Genomic DNA, 22,783 nt, shown 5'->3' with positions numbered 1-22,783 from the left:
GAGACGACTACTTTCCGCGCGCGACGCGCTCGATCTCGGCGCGCACGAGGCGCTCGACCATCTGCGGCAGGTTCTCGTCGAGCCAGCCCTTCAGCATCGGCCGCAGCATCTCCTTGACGAGATCCTCCAGAGTGCGGGCGTTCTGCGACAGCACCGTCTGGGCGAGGAACTGGAAGCTCTGCCCGACGCTCTCGCCCGTGCTGGCGGACATCAGGCGTTCGCCCACCTCTTCCTCGACCGCCGCGCGGATCCGCTCGACGGGCCGGGGCGGCGGCGGTGGAGCGGCCGCGAAGACGGGCTCGGGGTCGAAGTCCGGCTCGGGCTCGACGACGGGCTCCGGCTCGGGCTCCGGCATCCGGAAGTCGATCTCCGGCATGTCGAAGGGAATCGGTTCGGGCTTGCGCACGGGCTCGGCGACCTCGGCGAGATCGAGGATGTCGTCCTCCTCGACCAGCGACACGGGCAACGGAGCGGGCGCGGGTCGCGGCGCGGCGGGCGCCTCGTCGGGCTTGGCGGCCTGATCGTCGGCGATGATGCGGCGGATCGAGGCGAGGATCTCCTCCATGGAGGGCTCCTGCGCCTTGTCCTGAACCTTGAGACTCGCTGCGCTCATCTGGACGATACTCGGTGACGATCAACAAGACGACGAAATGGTTAATTAACTATTTCATCGTCTCTTAGGGCATCAACCGTGGTCTTGCGACCGCCAACAGGAATCCGCGACCGGAGCCTGCCGAGTGTCAGCGTCCGTCGGGCGTCCGCACGCCGAACCAAAGATCGCGCACCTGATCGAAGTGCTCGCGCGGGCTGTAGGGCGTCACCGGCAGGGAGGTGAAGCGCACGGTCAGGCGGCCGACCGCCTGCACCACGTCGTAGGAGTTCACCACACGGTTGCGCTGGGCCAGGATCAGGTTCACCCGGGCGTTGAGCAGCTCCTGCTGCGCGTTCAGCACGTCGAGGGTGGTGCGCTGGCCGACGCGGGCCTCCTCGCGCACGCCGTTCAGCGCCACCTCGTTGGCCTGGACCTGGGCCTGGGAGGCGATCACCTGCGCCTTGGAGGCCTCCAGGTTGCCCCAGGTCCGCACGATCGAGGCGCGGATGGTGTCGCGGTCGCGGTCGGCCACGAGGCGGGCCTGACCGACGTTCTCCTTGGCCTGCCGGATCAGCGCGTATTCCTGGCCGCCCTGGTAGAGCGGCACGTTGATGCGTCCGACGATGGAGGCGGTGACGCCGTTATCGCCGGGAAACTGCTGGTCGTAGCGCTGCTGCACCGCGCCGGTGACCTGCGCCTGCGGATAGAGCGCGCCCTCGGCCACCTTCACCTGCAGCTCGGCCACGTCGACGGCGTGGAGCGAGGCGAGGATCTGCGGGTGCTCCTTGAGGCCGATCAGGATGGCCTGATCGAGGTTGCCCGGCACGAACCGGTCGAGCGGACGGCCGGGTGCGAGCTGGCGCGGCTCGACGCCGACGATCTGGCGGTAGATGCCGATCGAGGCGCGCAGGTTCGCTTCCGCCGTCGCCACCTGCGAGCGGGCGCCCGCGAGCCGGGCCTCGGCCTGGGCGACGTCGGTGCGGGTCACCTCGCCGACGTTGAAGCGGTCGCGGGTCTGGCGGAGCTGCTCCTCCAGCACCTCGACGTTGTTGCGCTGGAGTTCGAGGGTCGCGGTGTCGGACAGCACGTTCATGTACGCCTGGGCGGCGTTGAACAGCGTGTTCATCTCGGTCTGGCGCAGCGCCTCGCGCGTGCTGAGGACGGTCGATTCGGCGGCGCGGACCCGGTTGTCGGTCTGAAAGCCGTCGAACAGGTTCTGGTTGATCGTGAGTCCGGCGCCGCCCGGAACCGTGGTGCCGAGCCGTGCCGGGATCTGCTGGCCGGCGGTGCGCCCCTGGAACTGCTGGACGCCGATATCGGCGGAGATCGCGGCGTTCGGGCGGTAGCCGGCCTGGAAGCGGTTCACGTCCTCGTCGGTCGCGCGCAGGTTGGCCCGCGCGGCGTTCAGCGCCGGGTTGGCCTGATAGGCGCGCGACAGCGCGCTCTCGAGGGTCTCGGCTCCGGCCGGACTCACGACCGCCAGCGCCGTCACGACAGCACCGGCGAGCCGAAGCGCAGACCGCGCCGCAGGGTTCCGTTCTCTCACGTCGATCAGCCCTTGCGGTTTCTCGATTCGCCGTCTCGCCGAGCCCGGCGTGGCTCCGAGCCTCGGGGCGCCCCTCGCGAGAGGGTCGCCGTCGGTGCGGAACCGCGGGGCTCGTCGGCACGACCTCTCCCGCGCCTACGCGCCGGGACAGCCTGCCCGCCTCGGGGCGCAGCATAGCCGAGCTTGATCCTGCAGGGACAGAGCCACGCACGTCCGCGTGATCGGATTGCCTGTGGGGTGGCTCAAAAAAGCGACACTCCCCGGCGACGGCGCGGCCGGCGCGATCGGGGGCGGAGCGGAAATCCGCCGGGCCCTGCGCGCAGGCACCTTGACTGCCCCGAGGTTCTAGCCGGGCAGCCTTAACGAGTGCCTAATTCCGATCGGTGCGTTCGGCGGACGCCCGCCGCCGCGCGGTCGCGCGGGCAGAGGGCGATGGGTTCCACTCCTCGCCCTCTGGTATGATACGGTGCGCGGATTCCGCCGTTCGGCCCCCCGAGCGGGCGGCATCGTCGCGCTTCCGGACGAATCGTTCGGAGCCTCGTCCCGGATGCGATATCCGGCGCGACGCCTCAGAAGGCGAAGCCGGGCACGGTCGCGAAGGCCTTGAGCGCGGGCAGGTTGGCGTCGAAGAGCGGGCGCGCGCCGAAGGCGTCGCCCGCCCGCACGAACAGGGTCGCCTTGGCGCCGCGATCGGGGCCGAGCACGCAGACCAGGCGTCCGTCGTCGCGGAGCTGGTCGAGCAGGGCCTGCGGCCGGGTCTCGACCCGGCCCTCGATCAGGATCGCGTCGAAGGGGCCGCCCGCCACCGTCTCGGTGAGTCCACCCTGCGCCACCTCGACCGTGCCGCCGAGGCGCTCACGGGCGCCATCGGCCAGCGCGGCATCCGATTCCAGCGCCACGACCTGTGCGCCGAGCCGGTTCAGGATCGCGGCGCCGTAGCCGTAGCCGGCGGCGACGTCGAGCACGCGGGTGCCGGGGCGCACCTTCAGCGCCTGGACCATGCGGGCGAGGAGCATCGGCGCGGCCATCACCCGCGGGCCGTCGTTCTCCGTCGGCAGGGTCAGGGCCTGATCGATATAGGCGAAGGGCTCGCGGCCGGCGGGGACGAAGCGCTCGCGCGGGACGGCGTCGAACGCGTCGAGCACGGCGTTGTCGTTGACGTCGAAGGTCCGAAGCTGACAATCGACCATGAGGCGTCGCGCCTGCGCATAATCGAGCATGAAGCCGTGTTTCCCTCGCCGGACCGGGACGGCGCCGGGCCGCCCTGAGCGGGAGGGGTTTTCGTGGATCGTCCCGGGAATTGCAAGGCAATTGCCAGGCTTGGCGGAACCTGCGGAGCGTTCGCCCAAAGGTCCGGATGTGGAGGCCTCGCCCGGAATCGAACCGGGGTGCAAGGATTTGCAGTCCTCTGCGTAACCACTCCGCCACGAGGCCTCGTTCGCGGCTCGACGTGAAGCCTCTGCGCGAAGCTCCGGCGGGGCGGCCGGCCCGGAGCGAGGCGTCCTTAGCAGAGGCCCGCCCTCCTCGGCAACGCCCTTGTCGGCGTCATGGTCACCGAAGCGTCACGCCGCAGGACAACCCTGGCCGGTCGCAAAAAACCGTCGCCGGCACCCTTGCGCCGGCAATCGGCGGAGGCTAATGACCCGCCAGCGCCGCCGAGGCGGCCGGGTGATCCCCGATAGCTCAGTTGGTAGAGCAAGCGACTGTTAATCGCTTTGTCGCAGGTTCGAGTCCTGCTCGGGGAGCCAAACCTTTCAAGCACTTAGCCGATGCCGGCTCTGCGCGTGTTACCGCTGTCGTTCCCGACCTGTTTCAGGGGCTCGGTTTCGCCTTGCGCCGCGCCGCGCGAATTTCCGCCACGCGCCCGGACTGAACCACCGAACCGCGGTTGTAGAGCATCGTCGTGGATAGCTGCGTGTGCGTCGCCGCGCGCATCACGTCAGCAGGCGTTGCGCTAGCCTCGAATCCCTCGGTCACGGCTCCCGCTCGGCTGTCCATGTTCCAGATGCCGTCCGGCCAGCCGCACGCCCGCACGATTCCCCGGAAGGTTCGACTGAAGTGCGAGCGCCTCCAGGGAAGCCCCGAGCGCTCGTCGATCACGAGCGGACCAACGCCGCGCGGCGGGAGTTCGGCGATCAACTCGGGATAATGGCTGAGATCGTGCTCGGCGATCTCGTGACCGTTCGATTTCGAGGTGGGTTTGCGCAGGACCGTCCCGTCGATGTGGTTCCAGACGAGGCCCCAATCCCACACCCAGGCGCCGTCCGTGATCGCCCCGCCTATGCGCTCGCGTGCCTGGGCGTCCGGCCGATCCCACTCGCCGATCACGTCCTTCTGCCGGAGCCCAAGCTCGAACTGCAGCGTCACGGCGAGGGCGATGCTCGGCCGCCCCGCCTCGTGTGGGGCCGTCCGGAGCGCTACGATCATGGCGTGGCTCGGCCGGAGCTTGCGGGCGCGCGGCTGCGGGAAAGTCGTTTTCGACAGCACCGCCGCCAACTCGATGGCATCGCGGTCTCGTAGTTCGCAGCCGCAATTCACAACGCGGCGGAGCGTCCGGACGTAGGCGTAAGCGGCGCGCTCGCCGATTTCATTCGCCCAGGTCCGATGCCAGCGTCGCACATCGCGGCCGATGATGTCCGCCATGCGCTCGTCACCGGCTGCTTCGACGAGGTGTCGGATGTAGTTGCCGGCAAAGACGCGGGTGTCCCGGCGGCGCTCGTGGATCGGCGAATCGGCATCGGTCTCGAAAGCCCGGCAGATCCAGCCGATGGTGCCGAGGGCGAAGCTGTTGCGTCCCGGCTCACGGCCTGCCGCCCACTCCAGCATCTCGGCCTGCAGGATCGCGCAGCGCGAGGCGATCCCCTGGGAAGGCCAGTCGCCGAACAACCGGACTGTCTTCGGGATGAACCACTTCGCGACGAGCTTCTCGTCGGCCACCCAGTAGAGATCGACGCGCCCGTTGTGGCGCTTCTCGGCCGACTCGCCGAGCTTCTTCATCCCCGTGCTCGGCACGCTGACGCTGTTCGAGGCCTTGACCGGGAGCATCGCCGGGACTGAGTCTCCCTGCCTCCCAGCCCGCCACAAGGCGCCCCGGTCACCCGGCACCGTTCGTGCATCCAGACATCGCCTTCCAGAGGCTCGACGACGACCCTACCCCGCCCGGCTCAGCCGCGGCGGGGCTTCTTGTTTCCGCCTCAGGCTCGGCGCCGCTCGGCCAGATCGACCGCACCGGCCGTCTCACCCGGCGCGATCCACCGCGGTAGGGCCGGACCCGCCAGCGTCACCCGTAGGAAGAACGAGCCCTTGCAACCCGCCCATAGGTCGGTGGGGAGTACCACCAAGCCGTCCGTCCAGCGCGTGCCACCCTCCACGGCGTGGAAGCCCTTACCGAAGCGGTCGTCGTCGAGCGCGATGGCACGGGCGCCGGTCAAGCCATCGTCGATGACCAGGGAAGCGAGCGGTAGACCGAGTTCCCGGTCGTCGGACGAGTCGGCCAGGACATGCGCCGGGACGCTGGTGCTGGAGACGAGGTGCACGTCACGGGCGTCGGCTGGGACGACGAAGCGGGCCGTCAGGCCCTCCATGTCCGGGCGGATCGCGCAGCCATCGGCGACGATGTGCAGCCCGGCGAAGGTCTCCTTGACCTTGCGCCAGCCGAGTTCTTCCGCCCGGTCCCGCAATCGCGCGCGTGCCAGATCGACCAGCGCGCCGGCCTCGTGGAACGGACGGCAGAACGGCAGCGAGCCCTCCGGCCGGGTGTCGGGCGTCGCGGCGAGGTCGACGGCGTCCGCGTTGGCGAAGAAGCGGCGGTTGCCGCAATCGAGGTAGCTCTCGGCGGACAGGTTTTCCGCGAGCAGGATGTCGTGGCTGTCGAGTTCGACGTGCCAGTAGGTGACCTCCTCTACGTCCACTTGCGTGATCGTCGTGCCGTTGATCAGGCGACAGGCCGGGATCAGCACCTCGCCGAGGATGTCGACGGCGATGGCGTGGGCGGGCGAGACGGAGAGGTCGCGCGAAGGGCGGCCCTCGCCGAAGGCGTGCGCGGCGATGCGCACGGGCAGGAGGTCGGCGCGACCCCGGCACGCGACCGTGCGGTGTCCGATCCAGCGGATCGGGCGGAGCGCACCCGACGCCGTGACCGCCTCGTCGCCGACCCGGAGATGCTCGACCGGCATATCCCGCGTGGTTCCCTCCCGCACGACGCGGATGGCGCTGCTGTGGGCGAAGCACACGGCGTCGGTCGTGACGTTGTCGATGCCGTAGGATTCGTCGTCGACATTGCCGTCGAGCGTCGAGCCGAACCCGAGCCGGACCGTGGCCGGTGTCGCGTCGAGCGTCAGTTCGACACGATAGATGCGATCATAGAAGGCCTGCTGATAGTAGCCGGTCTGCTGGCCGAAACCGAGTTCGCTGTCCGGACTGTTCGACGTAATCGTGTAACTCCCGGTCAGGGATCCCGCCGTGAAGTTGCCGCTGGCGCCGTTGCTTCCGCCGGGGGCGTCGTCGTCACCGCTGAAGCCGCTGGGCGCGAAGGTCAGCGCCGTTTGCCCGTTGAGGAAGACCTTGAATTGATCGTTGACGCCGAAGTAGCCCTCGTCCCAACTGTCGATCTTGTTGAAGTCGAATGAGATCGTCGTCGGGCTCGACGAAGCGGTGAAGGTGTAGGTCTTCGAGACCGCCTCAACGCCGCCCGAGCCGACGAAGCGACCGAGGAAGTCGGAGAAGCCGTCGTTTGGCGTCGTATCGACCGGGGCCGCGTTCCCGTTCGTATCGGTCCAGCCGGTCTGCTGCCCACCCGCGAAGGTCTCGGTCGTCGCCATACCCATCCCCCAGCGCTCCGCGTCTTCGCGTAAGCCTTGTTCTTCGTCTGGGAATCGGTGCGGCGATCCCCTCCCGTCCTACCCGACCGGCAGCGCAGCCTTACGCGCGGTCTTGGGCAGTGATGCTTAGCCGATCGATGGAAGCGAACCAGGGTCGCGCGGCCCGGACGCGAAGATTGGGACGCCCGGCACAGAGATCGGGGCGCCATGCACAGGTTCGGCGGGATCATCGCCCTCCTGCGCACCATCCTTTGTCATCGAACAACGCTCCGCACGCCCGAGCCTTCGCCGTCATCGGCGGCGCTTGACGCTTAGCGGGCTTTTCGGGACTGATCGGGTAAGACCTTTCCAGAACGGGCCTCCCGCCAGTGACCACGGTTCCGCAGTTCGCGTTCGATACGGACTTGGTCGCACCCGAGCATCGATTCGAGGCGTGGCGTGCGCTTCTTGGGATGACCCACGACATCGCTGCAACTGACCACAACTTCTCGGGGCGAGTGGTCTCGACCTCGCTCGACCGCATGGTGGTGCGGACGATGTCGGCCTCGCCCCAGGCCGTCCAGCGCTCGCGGCGGCGCATCCGCGCCGACGGGCTCGACCACGTCGTCCTGCACCTAACGAGCGACCCGTTCGACGCCCGCACCGAGCGCGGCGACCCGCATGTCCAGGCGGGGTCGATCACCGTCAACGTGCTGTCCCAGCCCTTCGTGCGGAGTGCGGCCGAGGAGCGGAATTCCGCGATCGTCAGCTTGTCGCGCGATCTCGTGAGCACGTGGCTGCCGGAGCCGGAGGCGTATCACGGCACCGTCCTGACGCCGCAAGGCGGAGCGCTGCTCGCCGCCCACATGATGAGCCTCGTCGGCAACGCTCACCGGATCGGGCCCGGGCAAGCCGAGGGGCTCGCCCGCGCTACGGCGCAGATGCTGGCGGCGAGCCTTGCACCGACGCGGGTCTCGCTCGCAGAGGCCGCCCGCTCCCGCGAGGCGGCGATGCTGCTGCGCTGCAAGCGCTTCATCGAGCGCCACCTCTCCGCGCCGGACCTGTCGCCCGACACGATCTGCCGCCGGATCGGGGTGTCGCGCTCGTCGCTCTACAGGCTGTTTCACGATGTCGGGGGGGTCGCACAGTACATCCGGGCGCGCCGGCTGCACGCCACGCGCGCGGCGCTGGCGGAAGCGGGGGGCGCCCGGCGCGTGTTCGAAATCGCCTACGGTTACGGCTTCACGGATGCCGCCGCTTTCAGCCGCTCGTTCCGAAAGGCTTACGGGATGAGCCCGAGCGACCTCGCCGCGGCCACCAGCGCCGTCGTCGGTACCGTGGAGACGGACCTGTTCTCCGAGTGGATCCGGACGCTCGTGCCTTAGCGCGGATGCGCGAGGTGGGGCATGCCCTCGCCGGCCTTCGCGCTGAAGGGCAAGCGGGTCGATCCGGGCGTCACCAACGTGCGCAACACCGGTTCGCAGCACTGGCGCCGCTGGCTCGGGCCGGAGCACCGCTGCCTCGTGCCGCTATCCTTGTTCAGCGAGTTCAACATGGCGACCGGGGCGCTGCACGGGGTCGCCCGGAGGTGGCGCGAGCAGCGTGACCCGCCGTGGCGCTACTCGAAGGCTGGAATCGTCACGACCGACCTCGTGCCGCTGGCGGGCTCGCAGCGGGCGCTGATCGGCCAGCTCGACCGCGAGCGTTCGGCAAACCTGATGGACGCGCTCGACGCCTGCAACGCGCGTTGGGGCCGCGGCGCGGTGGTGCCACCGCGGGCCGGGCTCGAGCGGCAGCGGCGCGGCTCGGCGACGAAGTTCGAGATGCGGACGCCGCGCTACACGACGCGGGTGGACGAGCCGCCGGGCGCGCAGGCGTAGGGGGCATTCCGAGAAACGCCCCCCCTCCGACGATCAAAAGACGAAAAAGTCGGCGGCCGTGAGCGCGGCCTTGTTGTCGAGCACGGCGAACTTCACCGCCGCTCCGCTGCCCGAGCCGTCCGCGTCGTAGAACAGCTCGCCCGTCGTCTGCTTGTACAGGATGCGGTCGTTGGCGTCGGCCGCGCCGGTGCTGATGTTCTTGAACGCGCTCTCGGCAAATTGCCCGGGCGCGAGCGCGGAAAAGACGTCTTTCGACAGCCGCACCGTGTCCTCGACCGCGAAGTCGACGATCCGGTCGACGTTGCCTGCGCCGAGCGCCGTCGAGAATTGGAAGCTGTCCGCGCCACCCCGGCCGGTCAGCAGGTCGGCGCCGCCCTTGCCGTCGAGCACGTTGGCGCCGTTGTTGCCCACCAGCGACTGCCCGAACGCGTTGCCGGACAGGTTGAACCGCGCCGAGCCGGTCGAGGCCAGCAGCTGCAGCGCCTCGATCTCCTGCCCGGCCCCGAGCGCGTAGCTCGCCGTCGCCAGCACCGTGTCGCGCCCGCCGCCCGCCGCCTCAGTGACCCCATCGCCAAGGTTGTCGACGATGTAGGTGTCGTCGCCGCCGCGCCCCGTCATCGCGTCGCGGCCGACGCCGCCGTTGAGGACGTTGGCGCCGCTATTTCCTGTGATGGCGTTGGCAAGGGAGTTACCGGTACCGTTGATGCTCTTGGTGCCCGTCAGCGTCAGGTTCTCCAGCTCGGAACCCGCCAGCGAATAGGACACGGAGGCAAAGACGAGGTCGGTACCGGCGACCCCGTTTGCCTCAACGCAGCGATCACCGGAATTGTCGACGTAGTAGGTGTCCGAGCCCGCTCCACCGGAAAGTGTGTCGGTGCCCGCGCCGCCGTCAAGCGAATCCTGACCCTCACCGCCGTAGATGGTATCGTTGCCGGCTTCGCCCGATAGAGTGTCATCGCCGCCGAGTTGGCCAAGCGAGACGTGCATCCGATAGGCGCTTCCGCCCTCCCCGGAAAAGTCTGGCCGGACCTTGATGGTGTAGAGGCCGTCGCTCGGCGCGACGTATGTCAGGAACGGGTCGTTTGCGTTGGGCGACCCGGTGCTCTTCTCGCGCGCACTGCCGTAAGAGCTGTCCGCTAGTTGCTCGCCCTCAGCGTTAAGAATTAGGACGGTGGCATCGAATTCGTCCGTTGAATTGGTGTCGATGTCCACAACGATCGCGGCGCCTGCCTTGAGCGAAATGGTATAAAAATCGCTGTTGTTGTAGTAGTCAACGTAATTGAGCTTTGCCGACACAGTGACGTGTGGAAGCGATTTGGCATTGTCAATCTCGGGATTGGCTACGAGGCTGAAGCGACCATCGAGGCTGATCGGGTGCGCGGCGTCGCCCTGACCGCTCGCCTTCGTGATATTGCCCGAGCCGAACACGACCCCCGCGTTGTTCTGCTGCGCATCGCCGAGGATCACGTCGTCGCCGTCGCCGCCTTTCACGACGTCGTTGCCGTCTCCACCGCTCAAGGTATCCTTGTCGGCCCCGCCGTCGAGCGTGTCGGAATAAATGCCACCGTCGATGACGTCGTTGCCGACCCCTCCTGACAGTGTATTGGAACTTTTCAACGCACCTAAGATTGAATCGCTCCCCAATCCTCCGTCCGCCTTCAGTCCAAAGTAAGCATATCTTCCATCAATGATGTTATTTAAATCGTTGCCGATGACATTTACTGATGTAATTCCGTCAAGTGTTGCGTTTTCTATGTCTTTATAAAACCGCATATCAAGATACGACATCTGAGTCGTGATATTATCGATGCCGCTCGTATCGTAAATTATATCACGAGGTGCTTTCGTCTGATCGACGCGATAATCGTAAAGGTAATCGACAGCATAAGTGTCGTTGCCCGCTCCTCCATTCATTACGTCGTTGCCCGCTCCCCCGTCGAGCAGGTCGTTGCCGCCACCCCCGGTCAAGCTGTCTTTGCCGAAGTCCGCATACAAGGCATCGTTGCCCTCGCCGCCATCGAGACTGTCGACGCCGTCGCCAGATGTCAGGACGTCGTTGCCGCCATTTCCAACCAACTTGTTGTTGCCGTTGTCAGCGCGGAGATGATCCGCCAGCGCGCCACCGGTCAGCCTGTCGTCACCATCGCGGGTCCAAGCCGTTAAGCTCTCGAAGCCAGTGATGGGTCCGAGCGAACGGCCGTTCGCTGTGAACGTCCCGGCGGAAAGATCGAGAACGAAGTTCTCATCCGACGCAATGTAACTGCTGAAATCGAACGTATCGGTGTTTGCGCCGCCATCGATCATGACGTTGGTCGGGGCATTTCCCGCATATTCGATCAGATCAATAGTAATATAATCGTTTCCGCCGTTGCCATGAATTTCGTCGCGACCGCCATAGGACTCCAATGTATCGTCGAGATTGCCGCCGACCAGCTTGTCGTCGCCTGCGCCACTGGCGAACTGGACCCGCTCGATACCGGTGCCGGATACTTGTAGACTGGGATTGGTGCCCCGGGGGCCACCCGTGTACAGGGTGACGGAGACGTTGGAACCGACCAGTTCCATATCCGTGGGCATGCTGAACTCCGCCCCGTTCGGCAGCGTTCCGTGCAAGGTGAACATCAGCGTGTCGATGCCGTCACCGCCGACGGCAGTGCATCCCTTCTGCCCGCCGAAGAAGAGAAGCCGATCGTCACCCGCACCCCCGTCGAGCAGGTCGCCGTCCGTGTTCTGCACTGTGCCGCTATACGAAAAGCCCTGGTAGTGGGTGAGGACGTCGTTACCCGCTCCTCCGTAGAGTTTGTCGGCATCGGTCGGTGCGTCGTCGTCGGATGCGTATTCATCGCTATCGAACAGCGTGTCATTGCCGCCGCCGCCGTTCAGAACGTCGTCTCCGCTGGCGCCGTTGATAAAGTCATCACCTGCGCCGCCGCTCAGCGTCTCGGACTTACTCGTCCCTGTAATCTTAGTCATTGCAGTCCCCCTTAGGATTAGCTGGAGGAGATATTCTTACAATTTCTGATTTTGGCATCGGATTCAGAGCGCCAAAATTGATTTCAGAAAAGACCACCAGCAACGCCAATTTTGGCGAAGGTAGGCGGATTAAGAGGCTATTTCAAACGTTGTCAACTAGCCGATCAGCTAGGGGTGACGCCACCGACGCAGCGGATGCTGACTGCAAGGTCCAGACCAACAGCACATTTATCCCATGATTATATTTTTTATGAATTCTCGACCGAGAAATTGCGCAAGATGGAAGTAATATACTGTGAATACTGTAATGTTCCAAGGTTATATTAATGCAGGAGCGCTATCGCCTTCTCGACTCGTGCCAGCGAGATCGCCGTCAGCATGGCGGCCCGCTTCACGCCAGGGCTCGCCTCTGAATTGGCCGCGACTTGGCGGGCCAAATCATGCCCGGCGACAGCGGCTGCGAGGTTCACGCGATGGCCGGACGCGATGTCGTAGGGGCCGATCTGCGGGTCGGCAAGAAAGGAGGCCGCTGCCACATCGACATTCTGGTCGGTGATGGCCTTCGACTTGATCATTTCAGCGACGGTGGGGAGGGTTCGGCCCTGGTGAGAGCGTACCGCCGAAAACCCTCCGATGGCGAGCGCGAACGAGCGACGAACTCTTTCGGCGCGTGCCTTTATCGGCACGAGCAAGTGTCTCATACCAAGCTGCACGGATCAGGACCGATGGTCCTGCTCCCTGCGTCCGGCGGACGACCGCCGCCGCGCCGTCGCGCGGGCCATCGGCGATGAGTCATGGTCATCGCCGATCGGTATCAGTCGCATTCACAAGATTTCGAAGTTCGGTCTCAACCCCTTCTTCGGCTGTAGCGGCAACGGTGGACACCTGTTTGCTAAGCGGTTGCCCCACGGCCGGGGCAGACAGCGGCAGGACGGTGAGGAAGAGGGTGGCACGCATCCCCGCAACCTAAACGGAAGTGCGCCGTAGGAAAGCTGCCGCTGATCAGCCCTCACGCGGCCGACAGGTCGCACGCCGCGCGCCGGAGCGCATCGTTCATCCGCGATTGCCAACTGGGTCCGGTCGCCCTGATCGAAGACGCGAGCGGGTCGGCGGGACTGGTGCTTAAGGTCGTGGTCGGCCCGCCGCCGAGAACAGCATCAAGGCAGTGGCCTTCTTCGTCGCCACCGACGGGGGGCGTATCGATGCCGATGCCACCGCGAATGCGATCCTGCGGGCCCTGGAGGTCGTTGAGGGCGATCGGGCGCCCAAGCCGGCTTGAGGTGCAGACCCGGCGCTCACGCTCCTCTGGACCTCGAGCGCCTTCCGCCGCCGCAACGAGCCATGTTCGCGTATGAGGGGAGGAATTAATCGGGCTTCCTATGTGTGTGGGGGCACGTCACGCCGGCCGAGCCGTACCTATATCAGTCTCACGCAAAACAGATCGATGCCGGATCGGCCGGCATCGTCGCGTAAGGAGTTGTCAAAACATCATGAAAACCCGTATTGCCGCCGCCATCGCCGCTGTCGTTCTTGGCGTTGCTGCTCCGGCCTCGTCCGCCCTGGCTTTCGACTACGGCGCTCCCGAGGGACGCTACACCTCGAACTTGCCCTACGACGTGACGACCACGGGCTCGATCACCGCCTCGGATGGCGCCCTCTACGATCGCTGCCCGATGAGTTCGGCGGCTGAGGGCAACGCCAACCAGCAGAACTTCCCGGTCAAGCAGTACGGCCAGACCTCGGGCGGCTACCGCTGCTAATCGGCGCCTGGATCGTGGAAAGCTTGATGTTGAAGGCATTCTCCTACGGCATGATCGGCGTGTTCGCCTGCGGCGTCGCCATGACGGTGGTTGGCTCGGTCAACGTGCTCATGGGCCTCTGACGAAGCAATAATCGGAACAAAGTTTTGAACGGCGGGACGCAAGCTCCGCCGTTGGTGCGTTCGGGGTGGGCGCTGATCGGTGCGCAGGGCCTTACCACGCGGGTGGATGAGTTGCCCATCGCAACGGCGTAGCGAACCACCGAGCATTCAGAATCGTCGCTCCCGGCGGCGGGTGCAGCGTGGGCAGCCGGGTAGAAACGGGACGTGCGGAGGGGGGCGCAGTTGATGCCGAGCTAACCCACCCTCGCCATGTTGGTCGGTGAGCCACGTCGCGTATCGGCTCTGCGTCGTGTGTACACGACATACCCCGCCAGCCCGTGAGCAGATCGGGCGGCGGGGCTGCTCATTGACCGGCAACCACGTCATCCCCATCTCAGGGACATGCCGATCGCGACACAGTCGCTCGACCGGACGCGGCCACGATGCCAGGGCTCGGGTGACGCTGGATGTACGCGCACCTTCGTCCTGACTCTCGTGGCCGTTCGCTTGTCAGCCTCTGTCCACGAGATCCTGAGGCATAGGGTGCTCGTCAATCGGACGAGGGGTGCTTTCGCACGCCTCGTCCCTGAAATCAGCGGTCGGCCTTCGCGCCGGCGAGGCTGAGTTCGAGGTAGCGGCGCGTCGTCGGCTTGATTAATTCACGCACAGTTTGGGCCATCGCCTGCTCCTCGCTCAGCGACTGTTGGAAGGCGCTGAGATGACCTGACTGCCCTGCCACCTCGCCAATGGTAAGCAGCGACTCGTAGGCCGCAATCTCGAAGTTCTCGAAGGCGTGGTTAGCGTAGCTGTTCTTCAGGATCTCGTCTTGGGCCGGCGTGTGGCCGAGCGCCATCATGTTGCCGACGAAGCCGAGAAAGCCTTCCTTGAGCGCCGAGGGGCTGTCACCGAGCGATTGCAGCGCCTCTTCCAAGCGCGTGCGCTGGCCGTGCGTTTCCTCAATATGGCGGCGCAGAGCGGCTTCCATCTCTGGGTAGTGTTCCAACCGCTCGACCTGCCGCTCCATGATCTGGAGCGCCTGCATCTCGATAGCATGAGTGTTCTTGAGAGCGGTGACGTAAATGGATTGGGCGTCCATCGGCATTCTCCTGATGTGGGTTATGTTCGACCATCTATCCCCCCACGCCAAGCGAGAGTTCCCTGGCGGTGTTGCAGGCAGTCAGGCACGGAAGCGCTGACTCAGCCCGTTCCACGGTGGTCGAGCCTTCACCGACTCCAGCCCGCGAGCGCAATGGTAGCAAGCGATCGGCGCGCCTCCTCAGCCGTAGGACCCACGGAACAGATCGCCCAGCGCCTTTCGCCGGAACACCGTCAGCCACCGCCGCCGAACGTGCTCCGGCCTGTCGTGGATCATCTGGCATCGCAGGCACCAAGCCGCGCGGGTTCGCGACAGGCGAGATGGTCGGACACCGTGCGCGCGAACACGATCGAGCGAGCCGGCGCCTACGCGGTAACGCGCCCCAACAATATCAACCACATCACACCGACTGTTAATCGCTTTGTCGCAGGTTCGAGTCCTGCTCGGGGAGCCAACATTTCCAACCGCTCGTCATCGTCAGGTCCGCCGGGTTTTGCGGGCCGGACACAGCGGTGAGACGTTTCCTCCCGATGTATCGCAGGCCGTCGGCAGCCGTAGCGGGCTCTCGCCCGTCATAGGCCGCGGCGTGACGGGGTGATCGCCTCGTCCCGCCAAGCGGTCGCGCGGCGATCGCGTCGCTCGCGCCGGCTGCACGCGATTGTTGTTTGCGTCGCGGGAGCGGCCGTGCGCCTCTGCGCATCCAGTGCAAACCGGGGGCGTGTCTTGACGGTAGAGCGCAGACGCCTGAGGCGTCTCGACGGTTTCAGGATCGGGCATTGCCTGCCGGCCGACGGTCGGGCGGAAACGGAGTGCCTGATCTGGAACCACAACGAGCAGGGTGCGCTGCTGGAATTCACCGCCGCGACCCAGCGGTTCGACACCTTCCGCCTCCGCTGCACCGAACTCGGCATCGATGCGCCGTGCCGCGTCGTCTGGCAGGACGGACGCGAATGGGGCGTCGAGTACGTCGAACCGTCCGAGTGACGCGTGGGGACCGCGCCGCCTCGCCCTGCGCGGCTTCCGGCCCGAAGCCGGGAGGTCGGCGATCCTCGGGGTTCGCGACCGACGATTCAGCCGAACAGGCCGGCCACCGCCTGCCGCAGGGGATTTTCCGGATTCGACAGCAGCCGCAGGGCCATCGCGCAGGCGATCACCACGAGGAGCGGGCGGATCAGCCGGGCGCCGAGACGCACGGCCAGCGCCGAGCCGGCCTGCGCGCCGATGAAGGCGCCCGCCGCCATGGCGAGGCCGACCGGCCAAACCACGACGCCCTGCAGGGTGAACAGGGCGAGGCTGCCGATGTTGCTCGCGGCATTCGACAGCTTGGTGTGGGCGGTCGCCCGCACGACGCCGAGGCCGAGCAGGGTCACGAAGCCGATCATGTAGAACGAGCCGGCGCCGGGCCCGAACACGCCGTCGTAGAAGCCGACCGCGGGGGCGAGCGTCAGGGCGAACAGGCCGGGGCCGATCCGGGCGGTGGCGTCCTCGTTGCTCATCCGCCGGGCGGTGGCGAAGTAGAGGGCGATGCCGACGAGCAGCAGCGGCACCATCGCATCGAGCACCGGGCGCGGCAACAGGCTGACGCAGAGCGCTCCCGCCACGGAGGCGACGCCCGCGGCGAGCGCGGCCGGGCCGGCCTCCTTCCAGCGGATCAGGCCGCGCCGGGCGAAAGCGATCGTCGCCGAGGTCGAGCCGGCGGTCCCCTGGAGCTTGTTGGTGGCAATGGCGCTCACCGGATCGAGCCCGGCCAGCAGCAGCGCGGGCAGCGTCATCAGCCCGCCCCCGCCCGCGATGGCATCGACCGCGCCGGCCACCACCGCGACCCCGAACAGGCCGGCGATCGTCTCCGCATCGATCACCATGCGCGGCTCCGCGCCGTCGGGCGTCGGCGGGCCGGAGGAACGGGAGCGGGCATCGGGGACCTGTCGGGCGGTTCCATCGGGAAGGCGCCCGTCCCTAGCCGGTCACCTTCCCCGGCACCATCCCTGCGGCGGCAATGCTGCGACCTCGCTGCCACTGGCGGAACGAAGTTTTTCAGAGTATTGTGGGACGTATTCCCACAACCTTGCGACCGTCCCTGACGATTCATGCCACTCTACTTCTTCGATCTTCATGACGGCGCGACCTTCGTCAAGGACGAGGAAGGCTTCGATCTCCCGGACCCGGAAGCCGTGCGCGAGCGGCTGGCCCGGATCATGACCCGGGTCGTGCGCGGGGTCACGGCCACCGCCGACCGCCAGGACTTCTTCGCCATTGCCCGCGACGCGCAGGGCCGGGTGCTGTTTCGCGCGCACCTCTCGCTCGATATGGAGGCGGTGGAGAGTGCGTGAACGCTTGTTGGACCGGTGTCCGACGGGGCATACGGCTTCCGGATTTCGAAGGAGGGGCGCCGTGGCTCTCTACCGCCTGGGCGAACATGCCCCGCAGATCGCCGACGCCGCCTGCCTCTGGGTTGCGCCCGGAGCGCATGTCGTCGGCCGGGTGCGGCTCGGCCTCGATGTCGGCGTGTGGTTCGGCGCGGTGATCCGCGGCGACAACGAGCCGATCACGATCGGCGACGGCACCAACATCCAGGACAACGCGGTGCTGCACTCCGATCCGGGCTTCCCCCTGACCCTCGGCGAGGGCGTCACGGTCGGCCACGGCGCCATCGTCCACGGCTGCACCATCGGGGCGCACACGCTGATCGGCATGGGCGCGACGGTGCTCAACGGCGCCCGGATCGGCCGCGGCTGCGTGGTGGGCGCCAACGCCCTCGTGCGCGAAGGCGCCGAATTTCCCGACGGCAGCCTCATCGTCGGCGTGCCCGCCCGCCTCGTCGGGTCGGGCGACCCGGATTACACCGCGATGACCCGGCCCGCGGCGGAGAACTACGTCGGCAACGGGCGCCGCTTCGCGACCGATCTGGAGCGGATCGACCCGCCGCAGGAATGATCGCTCATTTTCGGAAACGATGGTTTTCGATCGTTTCTGTTTTCCGGCGTTGAGGCAAGTGGCATAGTCCTGGGATACCAAGCGAGCGTTCTTTTTCGAACGCTCCGAACCCCAGGAGGCCATCATGCCGACGATCACGACCCGTGACGGTACCGAGATCTTCTACAAGGACTGGGGGCCGAAGGACGCGCAAGCACTCGTGTTCCATCACGGCTGGCCGCTGAGCGCCGACGATTGGGACGCTCAAATGTTGTTCTTCCTCGGCGAAGGATTTCGCGTCATCGCCCACGACCGGCGCGGCCATGGCCGGTCGAGCCAGACGGCGGCCGGCAACGAGATGGACACCTACGCCGCCGACGTGATCGAACTCGCCGCGGCCCTCGACCTAAGCGGCGCGGTCCATATCGGCCATTCGACCGGCGGCGGCGAGGTCGCCCGCACCGTCGCCCGCGCCGAGTCCGGCCGCGTCGCCAAGGCGGTGCTGATCGGCGCCGTGCCGCCGGTGATGGTGAAGTCGGACAAGAATCCCGGCGGCCTGCCGATCGAGGTGTTCGACGGCTTCCGCGCATCGCTCGCCGCCAACCGCGCCCAGTTCTACTACGATGTCCCCGCCGGCCCGTTCTACGGCTTCAACCGGCCGGGCGCGCAGGTCTCGCAAGGCGTGATCGACAATTGGTGGCGCCAGGGCATGATGGGCGGCGCCAAGGCGCAGTACGACTGCATCAAGGCCTTCTCGGAGACCGACTTCACCGAAGACCTCAAGGCCATCACCGTGCCGGTGCTCGTGATGCACGGCACCGACGACCAGATCGTGCCGATCGCCGATTCGGCGCTGCTCGCCCATCCGCTCCTGCGCGAGGGCACGCTCAAGACCTACGAGGGCCTGCCGCACGGGATGTGCACGACGCACGCCGACATCATCAACCGCGACCTCCTCGCCTTCATCCGGGCCTGAGCCCCTCCCCTCGCTCGAACATTCCGGAGGCCCCCATGAGCTGGCACGGCGCGGACGACCCGATCCCGGGAGATGCCTTCTCCTGCGATGCGATTCAGACCCTGATCGTCCCGCGCTCGCGGGATCTCGGCTCGTTCGCCGTGCGGCGGGCGCTGCCCTCGACCCAGTGCCGCATGGTCGGCCCCTTCGTCTTCTTCGACCAGATGGGGCCGTCCGAGTTCCTGCTCGGACAGGGCATGGACGTGCGTCCGCACCCGCATATCGGCCTCTCGACGGTGACCTACTTGTTCGAGGGCGAGATCATGCACCGGGACAGCCTCGGCACGGAGCTGCCGATCCGCCCCGGCGAGCTGAACTGGATGACCGCGGGCCGCGGCATCACCCATTCGGAGCGCACCGGCGCCGGCCTGCGGCGGACCGGCTCCAAGCTGTTCGGGCTCCAGAGCTGGGTGGCACTCAGCGCCCGCGACGAGGAGACCGCCCCGGCCTTCGAGCATTACGAGGCGGACGCGCTGCCGGTGCTGACCGGCGAGGGCAAGACCGTGCGCCTGATCGCGGGCGAGGCCTTCGGGGCGCGCTCGGCCGTGCGCACGTCGAGCCCGATGGTCTATGCCGACGTGGCGCTCGACGCCGGGGCCGTGCTGCCGCTCGATCCGACCTACGACGAGCGGGCGATCTACACGGTCTCGGGCGCCATCGAGATCGCGGGCGACGGCTTCGGGCCGGGCCAGCTCCTCGTCTTCCGCCCCGGCGACCGGATCAGCGTGCGGGCGACCGAGGCCGCGCGCTTCATGGTGCTGGGCGGCGAGCCGATGGACGGGCCGCGCCACCTCTGGTGGAACTTCGTCTCCTCGCGGCCCGAGCGCATCGCCCAGGCCAAGGAGGATTGGCGCCAGGGCCGGTTCGACACCGTGCCGAACGACGCCGAGTTCATCCCGCTGCCCGAGGACCCGCCGCCGGTGCGCTACCCTTGAGCGACAGGGGGGCGCGCGGACGACGCGCGTGCCCCCGTCCAAGTCTTGTCTGCGCCCGCGCCGCGGCGGGTTCCGCCCTCGTTCGAAAGTTTGTCCGCATGGCCGCCGAAGCGTCCGGAGCCGCGAGCGAGCTCGTCCAGGTCGTCTCCCTTCTCGCCGCCGGCGTCATCGCCGTGCCGCTGTTCAAGCGGCTCGGGCTCGGCTCGGTGCTGGGCTACCTGCTCGCCGGCCTCGTCATCGGCCCGTTCGGGCTCGGGCTGTTCACCGACGCCCACGCCATCCTTCATGTGGCCGAACTCGGCGTGGTGATGTTCCTGTTCGTCATCGGGCTGGAGATGGAGCCGTCCCGGCTCTGGGGCATGCGCCGGGCCATCTTCGGCCTCGGCCTGACGCAGGTCGCCGCCTGCATCGGGGCGCTGACGCTGGTCGGCGTCGCCATGGGTTTGTCCGTGACCGTCGCCTTCGTGGCCGGGACCGGCTTCGTCCTGACCTCGACCGCCATCGTCATGCAACTCCTCGAGGAGCGCGGCGCCATCGCGAGCCCGAAGGGCCAGCGCATCGTCGCGATCCTGCTGCTCGAGGACCTCGCCATCGTGCCGCTGCTCGCCGCCGTCGCCCTGCTCGCGCCGGGCGGGCCTGAGACCAGCGGGACGGAACGCGCCGTCTCGATCGCCCTCGCGCTGGCCTCCGTCGCCGCCCTCGTGGCCGCGGGGCGCTGGCTGCTCAACCCGCTGTTCCGGCTGCTCGCCGCCTCGAAGGCCCGCGAGGTGATGACCGCGGCGGCCCTCCTCGTCGTGCTGGGCTCGGCGCTCGCGATGCAGCTCGGCGGCCTGTCCATGGCGATGGGCGCGTTCCTCGCCGGGGTGCTCCTCTCGGAATCGAGCTTCCGCCATCAGCTCGAGGCCGACATCGAGCCGTTTCGCGGCATCCTGCTCGGCCTGTTCTTCCTCGGCGTCGGCATGTCGGTCGATCTCGCGGTGATCGGCGCGAACGGGGCCTTCATCCTGCTCGGCGTGGCCGCCTACATGGCGGTGAAGGGCCTCGTGATCTATGCCGTCGCGCGAGCCCTGCGCGCCGCGCACGCCGAGGCGCTGGAGCGGGCGGTGCTGATGGCGCAGGGCGGCGAGTTCGCCTTCGTGCTCTACGCCGCCGCCGCGAGCGCCGGCATCATCGACGCCGTCACCAACGCGATCCTCACCGCGACGGTGATCCTGTCCATGGCGCTGACCCCGCTGATGGTGATCGCCCTCGACCGCTTCGGCCCGAAGGCGACCGCCTCCACCGACGGCGTCGAGGCACCCGAGGACCTGGTCGGCAGCGCGCTCATCGTCGGCTTCGGCCGCTTCGGCCAGATCGCCAGCCAGCCGCTGATCTCCCGCGGCTGCTCGGTCTCGATCATCGACACCGACCCGGCCAACATCCGCCTCGCCGAGGGTTTTGGCTTCAAGGTCTATTACGGCGACGGTACCCGGCTCGATATCTTACGCGCCGCGGGGGCGGAGAATGCCCGCGCGATCCTGATCTGCGTCGACGCGCCGGAGACGGCCCGCCGCATCGCCGAGATCGCCAAGGCCGAGTTCCCGCTGGTGCCGGTGCTGGCGCGCGCCCGCGACCGCGCGCACGCCATCGCCCTGATCCAGGCGGGCGTGGCCTATCAGGTCCGCGAGACGGTGGAATCGGCCTTCGCGCTCGGCGAGCGGGCGCTCCTCAGCGTCGGCGCCGATCCGGACGCGGCGGTCGCGATGATGGAGGACGTGCGCCGCCGCGACGCCGAGCGCCTCGAACTGGAGATCGTCGGCGGCATCTATGCCGGCCGTGAATTGATCCGGGGCAATGCGACTGAGTCCGCGCATGGGGGGCATTGAGGGGCTCGGCGCACGTCCTCAAGACAACACGCCGTCGTTCCGGGGCCGCGCAGCGGAACCCGGACCCGGAGGAGGGCGCCGGAGGCGTGCAATCCATCGGTGATGCGCGGCTGTACAAAGCGCCGCGGCCAGTCGTGGATTCCGGGTTCGCTTCGCGCTCCGGAATGACGATGGTGGAAAGAGGGACATCCCCTCGATCGACCTTCCTCGCATCCTCTTCGGATCAAATCGCCCGCTCGTTCGTCTTCACAGCGAAGCTGTGCCGAGGGAACCATCGTGAGCATCGGACTGATCGCGCTGCTGGACGACGTCGCGGCGCTCGCCAAGATGGCGGCGGCCTCCCTCGACGACGTCGCCGGACAGGCGGCCAAGGCGGGATCGAAGGCGGCGGGCGTGGTGATCGACGACGCCGCGGTGACGCCGCGCTACGTCGTCGGCTTCGCCGCCGAGCGCGAACTGCCGATCGTCGGCCGGATTGCGCTGGGCTCGCTGCGCAACAAGCTGCTGTTCCTCTTGCCCGGCGCGCTGGCGCTCAGCGCCTTCGCCCCCTGGGCGATCACGCCGCTGCTCATGCTCGGCGGCGCCTATCTCTGCTACGAGGGCACCGAGAAGGTCTACGAGGCGCTGTTCCCCCACAAGGCCCACGGGCACGAGGAGGAGGTCGCAGGCGCCGGGCCGGACCAGGCGATGGAGGACCGCCGCGTCGCCAGCGCCATCAAGACCGACTTCATCCTCTCGGCCGAGATCATGGCGATCACGCTCGCCGCGATCCCCGAGGGAAGCTTCTGGACGAAGACGGCGGTGCTCGCCATGGTGGCCATCGGCATCACCGTGGCGGTCTACGGCGCCGTCGCCCTGATCGTGAAGGCGGACGATGCCGGCATGGCGCTGGCCGCCAACACCAATCAGACATTCGTCGGCGGTCTCGGCCGCGGCATCGGCCGGGGCGTGGTCAAGGGCATGCCGTATCTGCTGAAAGTTCTCGCCGTGGTCGGCACCGCGGCGATGATCTGGGTCGGCGGCGGCATCCTGATCCACGGCCTCGAAGAGTACGGCGTGAAGGCGCCGGCCCACGTGATCCACGACGCGGCGGCCTCGGTGGCGGGTCTCGTGCCAGTGGCCCACGGCTTCGTCGAGTGGCTCGTGACCGCCGCCGCCTCCGGCCTCGTCGGCCTCGCGGTCGGCGCCCTGCTGATCCCGGTGACGAGCTACATCATCGCGCCGGCGTGGCAGGCCGTGGCGGGCCTGCGTCAGAAGGCGGCCTGATCCGTTCTTCCAATCCAGCCCCCTCATCCTGAGCCTGTCGAA

At 67.5% G+C, this 22,783-nt stretch carries 19 protein-coding genes, 2 tRNA genes, 2 pseudogenes and 1 other annotated feature (1 of these 24 cut by a window edge); of the genes and pseudogenes, 11 read left to right on the top strand and 12 right to left on the bottom strand.

Features of this window, described 5'->3' with window-relative positions; all coding sequences use genetic code 11:
- Positions 1-7: 7 nt before the first annotated feature.
- The 4 genes from HNR00_RS11400 to HNR00_RS11385 form a co-directional block, all read right to left on the bottom strand.
- Positions 8-613 (bottom strand): PopZ family protein, encoded by a 606-nt coding sequence (locus HNR00_RS11400; protein ID WP_246390550.1) that lies wholly within the window; start codon positions 611-613, stop codon positions 8-10.
- Positions 614-740: 127 nt separating this feature from the next.
- The gene (locus tag HNR00_RS11395) at positions 741-2,138 is read right to left on the bottom strand and encodes a TolC family outer membrane protein (protein WP_183569306.1); all 1,398 of its coding nucleotides are present in this window, start codon (positions 2,136-2,138) and stop codon (positions 741-743) included.
- Positions 2,139-2,707: 569 nt separating this feature from the next.
- Positions 2,708-3,358 (bottom strand): protein-L-isoaspartate O-methyltransferase family protein, encoded by a 651-nt coding sequence (locus HNR00_RS11390; RefSeq protein ID WP_183569304.1) that lies wholly within the window; start codon positions 3,356-3,358, stop codon positions 2,708-2,710.
- Between the two features lie 140 nt (positions 3,359-3,498).
- A tRNA-Cys gene (locus tag HNR00_RS11385) sits at positions 3,499-3,572 on the bottom strand.
- A 238-nt stretch (positions 3,573-3,810) separates the two neighbouring features.
- Between HNR00_RS11385 and HNR00_RS11380 the strand changes: the two genes are divergently transcribed.
- A tRNA-Asn gene (locus HNR00_RS11380) sits at positions 3,811-3,886 on the top strand.
- A 64-nt stretch (positions 3,887-3,950) separates the two neighbouring features.
- On the opposite strand, the gene HNR00_RS11375 is transcribed toward HNR00_RS11380, so the two are convergent.
- Together HNR00_RS11375 and HNR00_RS11370 are read right to left on the bottom strand one after the other, a co-directional pair.
- Complete coding sequence (locus HNR00_RS11375; RefSeq protein WP_246390549.1) at positions 3,951-5,183, bottom strand: site-specific integrase; 1,233 nt, start codon at positions 5,181-5,183, stop codon at positions 3,951-3,953.
- 149 nt (positions 5,184-5,332) lie between these two features.
- Entirely contained in the window at positions 5,333-6,964 is a 1,632-nt protein-coding gene (locus tag HNR00_RS11370) for a Hint domain-containing protein (RefSeq protein ID WP_183569301.1), read from the bottom strand.
- 446 nt (positions 6,965-7,410) lie between these two features.
- On the opposite strand from HNR00_RS11370, the gene HNR00_RS11365 reads away from it, so the two are divergent.
- Positions 7,411-8,322: a helix-turn-helix domain-containing protein gene (locus tag HNR00_RS11365; protein ID WP_183569299.1), complete on the top strand. Its 912-nt coding sequence runs from the start codon at positions 7,411-7,413 to the stop codon at positions 8,320-8,322.
- Between the two features lie 12 nt (positions 8,323-8,334).
- A pseudogene (locus HNR00_RS11355) lies at positions 8,335-8,817 on the top strand (DUF4113 domain-containing protein); the annotation flags it as partial.
- A gap of 33 nt (positions 8,818-8,850) precedes the next feature.
- Here HNR00_RS11355 and HNR00_RS11350 read toward each other — a convergent pair.
- From HNR00_RS11350 to HNR00_RS26050, 3 genes are all read right to left on the bottom strand, one after another.
- Complete coding sequence (locus tag HNR00_RS11350) at positions 8,851-11,790, bottom strand: beta strand repeat-containing protein (protein ID WP_183569297.1); 2,940 nt, start codon at positions 11,788-11,790, stop codon at positions 8,851-8,853.
- 323 nt (positions 11,791-12,113) lie between these two features.
- Positions 12,114-12,365 carry a hypothetical protein gene (locus tag HNR00_RS11345; RefSeq protein ID WP_183569295.1) on the bottom strand — a complete coding sequence of 84 codons (252 nt, stop codon included), beginning with the start codon at positions 12,363-12,365 and terminating at the stop codon, positions 12,114-12,116.
- A 434-nt stretch (positions 12,366-12,799) separates the two neighbouring features.
- On the bottom strand, positions 12,800-12,880 hold the full coding sequence (locus HNR00_RS26050; protein ID WP_376770376.1) for a BrnA antitoxin family protein: 81 nt from the start codon (positions 12,878-12,880) through the stop codon (positions 12,800-12,802).
- A 400-nt stretch (positions 12,881-13,280) separates the two neighbouring features.
- Here HNR00_RS26050 and HNR00_RS11340 point away from each other — a divergent pair, with 400 nt between their 5' ends.
- On the top strand, positions 13,281-13,550 hold the full coding sequence (locus tag HNR00_RS11340) for a hypothetical protein (RefSeq protein ID WP_183569293.1): 270 nt from the start codon (positions 13,281-13,283) through the stop codon (positions 13,548-13,550).
- 693 nt (positions 13,551-14,243) lie between these two features.
- On the opposite strand, the gene HNR00_RS11335 is transcribed toward HNR00_RS11340, so the two are convergent.
- Both HNR00_RS11335 and HNR00_RS25510 read right to left on the bottom strand, forming a co-directional pair.
- The gene (locus HNR00_RS11335) at positions 14,244-14,753 is read right to left on the bottom strand and encodes a ferritin-like domain-containing protein (RefSeq protein WP_183569291.1); all 510 of its coding nucleotides are present in this window, start codon (positions 14,751-14,753) and stop codon (positions 14,244-14,246) included.
- Between the two features lie 174 nt (positions 14,754-14,927).
- Positions 14,928-15,047 (bottom strand): annotated as a pseudogene (locus HNR00_RS25510) (HNH endonuclease); the annotation flags it as partial.
- A 423-nt stretch (positions 15,048-15,470) separates the two neighbouring features.
- Between HNR00_RS25510 and HNR00_RS11330 the strand changes: the two are divergent.
- Positions 15,471-15,731 (top strand): hypothetical protein, encoded by a 261-nt coding sequence (locus HNR00_RS11330; RefSeq protein ID WP_183569289.1) that lies wholly within the window; start codon positions 15,471-15,473, stop codon positions 15,729-15,731.
- 86 nt (positions 15,732-15,817) lie between these two features.
- Here the strand turns inward: HNR00_RS11330 and HNR00_RS11325 are convergent, their stop codons facing one another.
- Positions 15,818-16,609, bottom strand: coding sequence for a TSUP family transporter (locus HNR00_RS11325; protein ID WP_183569287.1), 792 nt, complete (start codon positions 16,607-16,609; stop codon positions 15,818-15,820).
- 225 nt (positions 16,610-16,834) lie between these two features.
- On the opposite strand from HNR00_RS11325, the gene HNR00_RS11320 reads away from it, so the two are divergent.
- From HNR00_RS11320 to HNR00_RS11295, 6 genes are all read left to right on the top strand, one after another.
- Positions 16,835-17,077, top strand: a complete 243-nt coding sequence (locus HNR00_RS11320) for a DUF6894 family protein (RefSeq protein ID WP_183569285.1) — start codon at positions 16,835-16,837, stop codon at positions 17,075-17,077.
- 61 nt (positions 17,078-17,138) lie between these two features.
- Positions 17,139-17,681: a gamma carbonic anhydrase family protein gene (locus HNR00_RS11315; RefSeq protein ID WP_183569283.1), complete on the top strand. Its 543-nt coding sequence runs from the start codon at positions 17,139-17,141 to the stop codon at positions 17,679-17,681.
- Positions 17,682-17,805: 124 nt separating this feature from the next.
- A complete protein-coding gene (locus HNR00_RS11310) occupies positions 17,806-18,636 on the top strand; it encodes an alpha/beta fold hydrolase (RefSeq protein ID WP_183569281.1) in 831 nt (276 codons plus the stop codon).
- A gap of 35 nt (positions 18,637-18,671) precedes the next feature.
- Positions 18,672-19,610, top strand: coding sequence for a pirin family protein (locus HNR00_RS11305; protein WP_183569279.1), 939 nt, complete (start codon positions 18,672-18,674; stop codon positions 19,608-19,610).
- A gap of 98 nt (positions 19,611-19,708) precedes the next feature.
- On the top strand, positions 19,709-21,475 hold the full coding sequence (locus tag HNR00_RS11300) for a monovalent cation:proton antiporter-2 (CPA2) family protein (RefSeq protein WP_183569277.1): 1,767 nt from the start codon (positions 19,709-19,711) through the stop codon (positions 21,473-21,475).
- 276 nt (positions 21,476-21,751) lie between these two features.
- Positions 21,752-22,741 (top strand): DUF808 domain-containing protein, encoded by a 990-nt coding sequence (locus HNR00_RS11295; RefSeq protein WP_183569275.1) that lies wholly within the window; start codon positions 21,752-21,754, stop codon positions 22,739-22,741.
- 38 nt (positions 22,742-22,779) lie between these two features.
- Positions 22,780-22,783: a sequence feature (AL1L pseudoknot), on the bottom strand; it runs 88 nt beyond the window's last position.

It is taken from the genome of Methylorubrum rhodinum, from assembly GCF_014199935.1.
In the GTDB taxonomy this organism is placed as follows: Bacteria; Pseudomonadota; Alphaproteobacteria; order Rhizobiales; family Beijerinckiaceae; genus Methylobacterium; species Methylobacterium rhodinum.
Note: the sequence above shows the minus strand (reverse complement) of the source record. Positions and strands in the feature narration are given on the sequence as shown.